This window comes from Neptunomonas qingdaonensis (assembly GCF_900113275.1).
GTDB classification, from domain to species: Bacteria; Pseudomonadota; Gammaproteobacteria; order Pseudomonadales; family Balneatricaceae; genus Neptunomonas; species Neptunomonas qingdaonensis.
Genome location: NZ_FOOU01000001.1, coordinates 497,714 through 503,912, shown reverse-complemented (window position 1 = coordinate 503,912; position 6,199 = coordinate 497,714). Strand labels below are relative to the sequence as shown.

The window sequence follows — 6,199 nt, the reverse complement described above, 5'->3', positions numbered from 1 at the left end:
AGCTGCCATGTCACCCGTTTTTCGTCTTTCCATCGGTCTGATACTGTTGACCGTCAGCCTGTTGCTAGTGGGTGACTTACTCGGGTTTATTCCTGATCAGAAACATGCCGAATTTACAGCACGTAAAGCTATTGCCGAGTCACTTGCTGTTCAGGTTTCGTCGAACATCGCTCAGGGACAAATGGCATCAGTAACCGAAACAATTCACTCTCTGCAAGAACGCAATGACAGCATTCTATCGGTCGGTTTACGCACAGCTGATGGCCATTTAATATCCAATGCCGGGGATCATCTCAGCCATTGGCAACCGGCTGACAAAGAATCATCTACACCCTCCCATGTGCAGGTTCCGATCCATAATCAGTCTGGACGATGGGGTGCTCTGGAAATCAGCTTTAAACCACTCGGCGGTAACAGCTTTGATCTGTTTAACGGTGGCTCGCTTGTCACCGTTATTTTGTTTATCTCGCTTTCAGGTTTTGTTGCTTATTGGGTATTTCTAAAACGTGCTCTGAATGAACTAGACCCAAGCGCCGTTGTTCCTGATCGTGTCCGTGCTGCTCTTGATGTCTTAGCAGAAGGTTTAGCCATGCTAGATAACAAAGGCCGGATGGTGTTTGTGAATGAGGCATTTGAATCAAAATTAGGACAACCGGCACAAGCACTGGTGGGCAAGTACCTTTCCGATCTTGAATGGGAGCCATCAGCTAATAAAGACGCTGGCCAACCATTTATTTTCCCTTGGAAGTTAGCACTTGAGGGAATAGAAGCGCCACATTCATCTCAATTAAAGCTAAGGACTATGTTACATGAACACCTCAGTTTTGCGGTCAATGTTGCGCCCATAAAAGCACCCGAAGGGAATATTCGTGGGGTTGTTGTTACCTTTGATGATGTTACTGAACTTGAACACAAGAATAATGATCTTGAACGCGCTTTAGATCGAGTCCAACAAAGCCAAAGGGAAATCACCCGCCAAAACCGGGAATTACAAATACTCGCAACACGTGATCCACTGACCGGGGCTCTCAATCGTCGTTCACTTTTCGATGGCTTCACCACTCTGCTCGGTGAAGCGGCTGATGAAGGAGCATCTATCAGCTGTATTATGGTCGATATAGACCACTTTAAATCAGTCAATGATCGCTTCGGGCATGCCACCGGCGACAAAGTGATAAAGCTGCTTTCCAGAATTTTGACCGAAACTGCCCGCACCGATGATCTTGTTGGTCGTTATGGAGGCGAAGAGTTCTGCGTTGTGTTGCCAGGAATAGATGAAGAGCAAGCGGAGGTTATCGCCGAAAGTATGCGGTTGGCTGTACACGAAGGAAAGATAGATCAATTCACCAGTGCTATTCGCTTCACGGCAAGCTTTGGCGTTTCCAGTAACCTCGGAGGTTCATCAACGCCCAGCATTCTTGTCGATCTGGCAGACAAAGCCCTTTATCACTCAAAAAACTCTGGTCGAAATCGAGTGACTCGTTGGTCAGAGATTCAGCATTCTTCTACCGTCAAACCCATTTCTGATGAGACAGCTAAGCAAATTGCACCTACCAGCAGCAACATAGAGAGCAGTGCAGAGAGCAGCACAGATCAGCAATTACAATATCGTATTGAAGAACTTGAAGCGTTAATTCGCTCACAAAGTACGCATGATGTAGCCTCGACAGATGAAGCCACGGGCCTTCCCAACCGTATCGTACTCATCGACCGGATTAAACAAGGTATCGTACGGAGTCAACGACTCAATACCCGCCTCGCAGTGTTATTCATTGATATTGATACATTACAGGTCATCCGAAATACTCTGGGAGATCCGGCTGCCGAAAAATTGGTTAAACTGGTAGCAGGGCGTTTAAACAAAACCTTACGATCAACTGATACGGTCGCCATTGACGGCGCAACCAACATTGGCGTTAGTGTATCCCGCGTCAGTAGTGGTGAATTTGTTGTTTTATTAACAGATATGCACAGTGAGGAGTCCACTACCTGGATTATTCAACGCATGTTTGCTGCTATGAACGAAGCCGTGCACATCGAGAGTACTGACGTTTTTCTGGATGTTCGCATCGGTGTCAGCATGTACCCTAATGATGGAGATGATCCTGATCTGTTGCTCGCAAATGCAGGCGCAGCCTTACGCGAGGCTAAAACAACTGTGGGTCGCGATGTGTGCCTTTATTTCAGCAAAGAGATGAACCAACGCTCAAAAACACAGTTACGTATGGAAGGACAGTTACACCGGGCTATCGAACGGGGTGAGTTGTTTCTTGAATACCAGCCTGTTGTCGATATGAGTACAGGGCGAATTTCCAGTTTTGAAGCACTGATACGCTGGCGTCACCCAGAGCTTGGGCTTGTGACACCTGACAACTTTATCCCGATGGCTGAAAATGCCGGGCTGATCGAGTCAATAGGAGACTGGGTACTGGAAAATGCGTGTAGACAATTAAAAGCCTGGCAAACCCGTGGGCATGATCACCTGTCTATGGCGATCAACCTGTCTCCGGTTCAACTGCGTAAAGCCGAGCTGGCTGAGAACATTGTCAGCATTGTAGAACAAACAGGCATTTCACCCGGTTCTTTGACTATCGAAATTACCGAAAGCGCTTTAATTCAGAATTTAGATACAGCGGTTTCGATTATTGATCGTCTGAGCTCGGTAGGCATACGCGTGTCCCTGGATGACTTTGGGACAGGATATTCCTCCCTTAGCTACCTTAAACGCTTTCCTATTGATATTGTGAAAATTGACAGGTCATTTCTCCAGGACTTCCCTTCTCATGCACATGACACTGCCATTATCAGCGCCATCATCGCGATGGCACACAGTTTGGGATTACATGTCATAGCTGAAGGGGTAGAAACAGAAGAGCAACTTAAAGTACTACAAAATCTGAAATGCGATGAAATTCAAGGATACTTGTTCAGCAGACCCATATCTCGTGAGCAAGCAACCGCGCTTCTTTCCAGCCCTTCAAATATACGTCGCCAGGTGTGGGCCGCCGGTTCAAATGACAAACCAGTAAACAATTCTGCACTCAGCGGTGTGCTTAATAACGCCCCCTCACGTAAAACTGTTACCCAGCAAGTACATTAAGCTATGTGATTTTGTTTAGCTTTTATCATCCACAAAATGGTGTTCAGTCATCATATGACCCATTTTCCCCATTTTTGTAGCAAGGTATTCTTCATTGTGACGATTTTTACCTACTTGCAACGGGACACGTTCGGCGACTTTTACACCATAGGTTTCCAGCGCTGCAACTTTACGCGGGTTATTAGTCATTAACCGGACAGCTTTTATGCCTAAGTGTTCCAGCATCGGCTCACACATACTGTAGTTTCGCAAATCAGCGGCGAATCCTAAGCGCTCATTTGCCTCAACGGTATCGGCTCCCTGATCTTGCAGGTGGTAGGCTTTAATCTTGTTTAGCAAACCAATTCCACGGCCTTCCTGGCGCAGATATAAAAGCACACCTCGTCCATTTTCAGCAATACGTTTTAAGGCTTCTTGTAGCTGAAAACCACAGTCACAACGAAGACTGAACAATGCATCGCCTGTCAGACATTCTGAGTGCACCCGGGCCAATACTGGCTCATCACCGGAAACATCACCAAAAACCATGGCGATATGTTCTTTATTGGTTTCTGTATCCTCAAACCCCACCATAGTAAAGGTGCCCCAAGGCATTGGAAGTTTGGAATCAGCTACATACTCAATAGTCACTCATCTATCCTCAAAAAACAGGCAGCATAGTTTATCAGTGGATGGTGCTTTTGGGTAATCATTATCACTGTCTGGGCAGCATCACAGATTTCAGTTCAGCATTCAGCTGGCGGGGCAACAATAGATGTGCATGCAAACCTCCCATATCGGAGGGCAGGAGTTGGAACATGCCTTTATACTGATGAACAATTTCCATAACGATACTCAGCCCCAGACCATGCCCAATGGTAGATTCATCAAGCCGTTCTCCCCGCGACATCAGCTGTGTCATTTTATCGGCAGGAATACCCGGCCCATCATCTTCGATACACAACTCTAAACATTGCTCGTTCATCATACCTTTGATGCGGACTCTTGTTGTCGCCCATTTACTCGCGTTATCAATCAAATTCCCCATTAGCTCAATTAAATCATCACGCTCTCCTGGAAAAAATGTCGTGCTTTTTATATTGACTTCATATTCGAGGCCTTTATCCCGATATATCATCGACATTGCTTTGATTAACTTTTCAACCTCTTCTTCAATAATGACCTTCTGCCCTGGCATCGCAGCACCGGCTATACGCGCCCGCGTAAGCTCCCTATCAACCAGGTTTCTCAGTGCGTTAGATTGTTGCTCAAGCGCATTCGCGCAACCAGGACTGGATTGTCTGAGCGTTTCTATTTGTCGATCGATCACCGTTAACGGGGTTTTAGCTGCATGTGCCAGATTCCCCACCGCATGCCGAGAGCGATCTAATCGCAGACTCATACTCTCGACCATGTAGTTTATCTCATTGACTAACGGCGCTATCTCTTTGATCTGAACTTCTGGCAGCGTACTGATATCACCCTCTTTAAGTCTTACGATATCCTGGCGCATACGTGTCAGGCTTTTCAAACCACCACGAATAATAATGATCTGGGCTATCAATAGAACAAGAATAAATAGAAAACCTACGCCCGCCACCCACCAACTTAAGGACTTTAACTTCGCTTCAATTTGGCTGATATCTTCAGCTAATACGATACGTATTTGATGTCCGGCTTTTTCAAAACGATTATCGTATACCAACCAGGGAGTACCCCGCTTGTACTGCAGGTTAATATTCATTTGCCCAACAGGCTTACCGTCATAGGTTGGGATCTCTTCATCCCACAAGGATCTTGAATATTTCCACTGACCATCATCGACCAAAAATTGGTAATAGTGTCCGGACATGGGTTGTGTATAAACGGGAGAGATATAATTAGCGTCGATTTGCCATTCGTTATCTTTGCGCATAACCGCTTGCAGCACAGTACGTGCATCGCTTTGCATTCTTGCACTTATAAACTCATAAGCTACTTCGCGTACTGTCATACCCTGTAAAAACCAGAGTACCGTAAAAAGCGTTAAGATCAGCCCAATAAAGGCGAGATTGAGTCGTCCTTGTATTGAGTTCATCATAGGTGGTTTACAAAGGTGTATCCCTGCCCACGCTTAGTCTGGATACGATCTTTGCCAATTTTTTTGCGCAGCATCTTAATGTAAGCTTCAACGACATTACTGTCGTTCTCCGCTCCATCATCATAAATATGTTCAACAATTTGTAATTTAGAGAGCAGCCTGCCTGGGTTGTGCATAAAATAGCGTAAAAGCTTATATTCCATCCCTGTTAGCTCAATCTCCAGTTGGCCATCAACACTTACTGCCTGAGTTTTTTCGTTCAGCAGTAAACCGGATGCCTCTAATTGCTTGGTGGGCTGTTGTTTAGCACGACGTAAAAGAGCCGTCATACGCGCCACTAACTCTTCTGTGTGAAAAGGCTTTGCCAGATAATCATCTGCACCTGCATCAAAACCATCTATCTTTTCCTGCCAGGAAGAGCGTGCGGTCAGAATAAGTGTGGGGATATTATTACTGCGCTTGCGCCAGTTTTTTAATACCTCAATACCCGGGCGCTGCGGCAAACCTAAATCCAGCACAGCCAGATCGTAGATATCTTCAAAGCCGAGAGCCTCGCCATCAACTCCATTGTCGGCAAGATCAACGGCATAGCCTAGCCCCGCTAACTCTTTCTTTAGGTCTGGCCCTAAAGCCGGGTCATCTTCTACCAAGAGTATTCTCATTGAGAAACCTTAAAGTCAGTCATAACTTCACCATTTGAAGCATCCATGTAGAAATTATTCACTACCCCATTATCACCGACAGACTCAATCTGATAATAATAACGATCATTTTGTTTTATCAGATAGGCATCAAGAACATGATCACTTGATCGCTGCTTTCCTAATGCCATCAGATCTGACATTGGCAGTATTTCGCCGCGTCTTACTAAAATCCGACAGGCTTCATAATCTAAACGAGATCCGTTTTCATACGTCGTAGGATAAGGAGTGATAGGCCTCCCTTCCTCCGCTTCAACTAACGCAGAGAACAGAATGACTAATGGAAGCAAAATATTTATTGTTTTTTTATTCATATAGTCTCCAACGTTATCTATATAG

Annotated in this window: 5 protein-coding genes; 1 reads left to right on the top strand and 4 read right to left on the bottom strand. The window is 45.5% G+C overall.

Annotated features, from left to right (window positions below; genetic code table 11):
• Positions 1-7 precede the first annotated feature (7 nt).
• Entirely contained in the window at positions 8-3,100 is a 3,093-nt protein-coding gene (locus tag BM099_RS02325) for a sensor domain-containing protein (protein WP_177201066.1), read from the top strand.
• 15 nt (positions 3,101-3,115) lie between these two features.
• On the opposite strand, the gene ribA is transcribed toward BM099_RS02325, so the two are convergent.
• From ribA to BM099_RS02305, 4 genes are all read right to left on the bottom strand, one after another.
• A complete protein-coding gene (gene ribA, locus BM099_RS02320) occupies positions 3,116-3,730 on the bottom strand; it encodes a GTP cyclohydrolase II (RefSeq protein ID WP_090723818.1) in 615 nt (204 codons plus the stop codon).
• 64 nt (positions 3,731-3,794) lie between these two features.
• Positions 3,795-5,159, bottom strand: coding sequence for a sensor histidine kinase (locus BM099_RS02315; protein WP_232348868.1), 1,365 nt, complete (start codon positions 5,157-5,159; stop codon positions 3,795-3,797).
• Positions 5,156-5,821 (bottom strand): response regulator transcription factor, encoded by a 666-nt coding sequence (locus tag BM099_RS02310; protein ID WP_090723816.1) that lies wholly within the window; start codon positions 5,819-5,821, stop codon positions 5,156-5,158. Before BM099_RS02310 ends, BM099_RS02315 begins: the two co-directional genes overlap by 4 nt.
• Positions 5,818-6,174 carry a PepSY domain-containing protein gene (locus tag BM099_RS02305; RefSeq protein WP_090723814.1) on the bottom strand — a complete coding sequence of 119 codons (357 nt, stop codon included), beginning with the start codon at positions 6,172-6,174 and terminating at the stop codon, positions 5,818-5,820. Before BM099_RS02305 ends, BM099_RS02310 begins: the two co-directional genes overlap by 4 nt.
• Positions 6,175-6,199 lie beyond the last annotated feature (25 nt).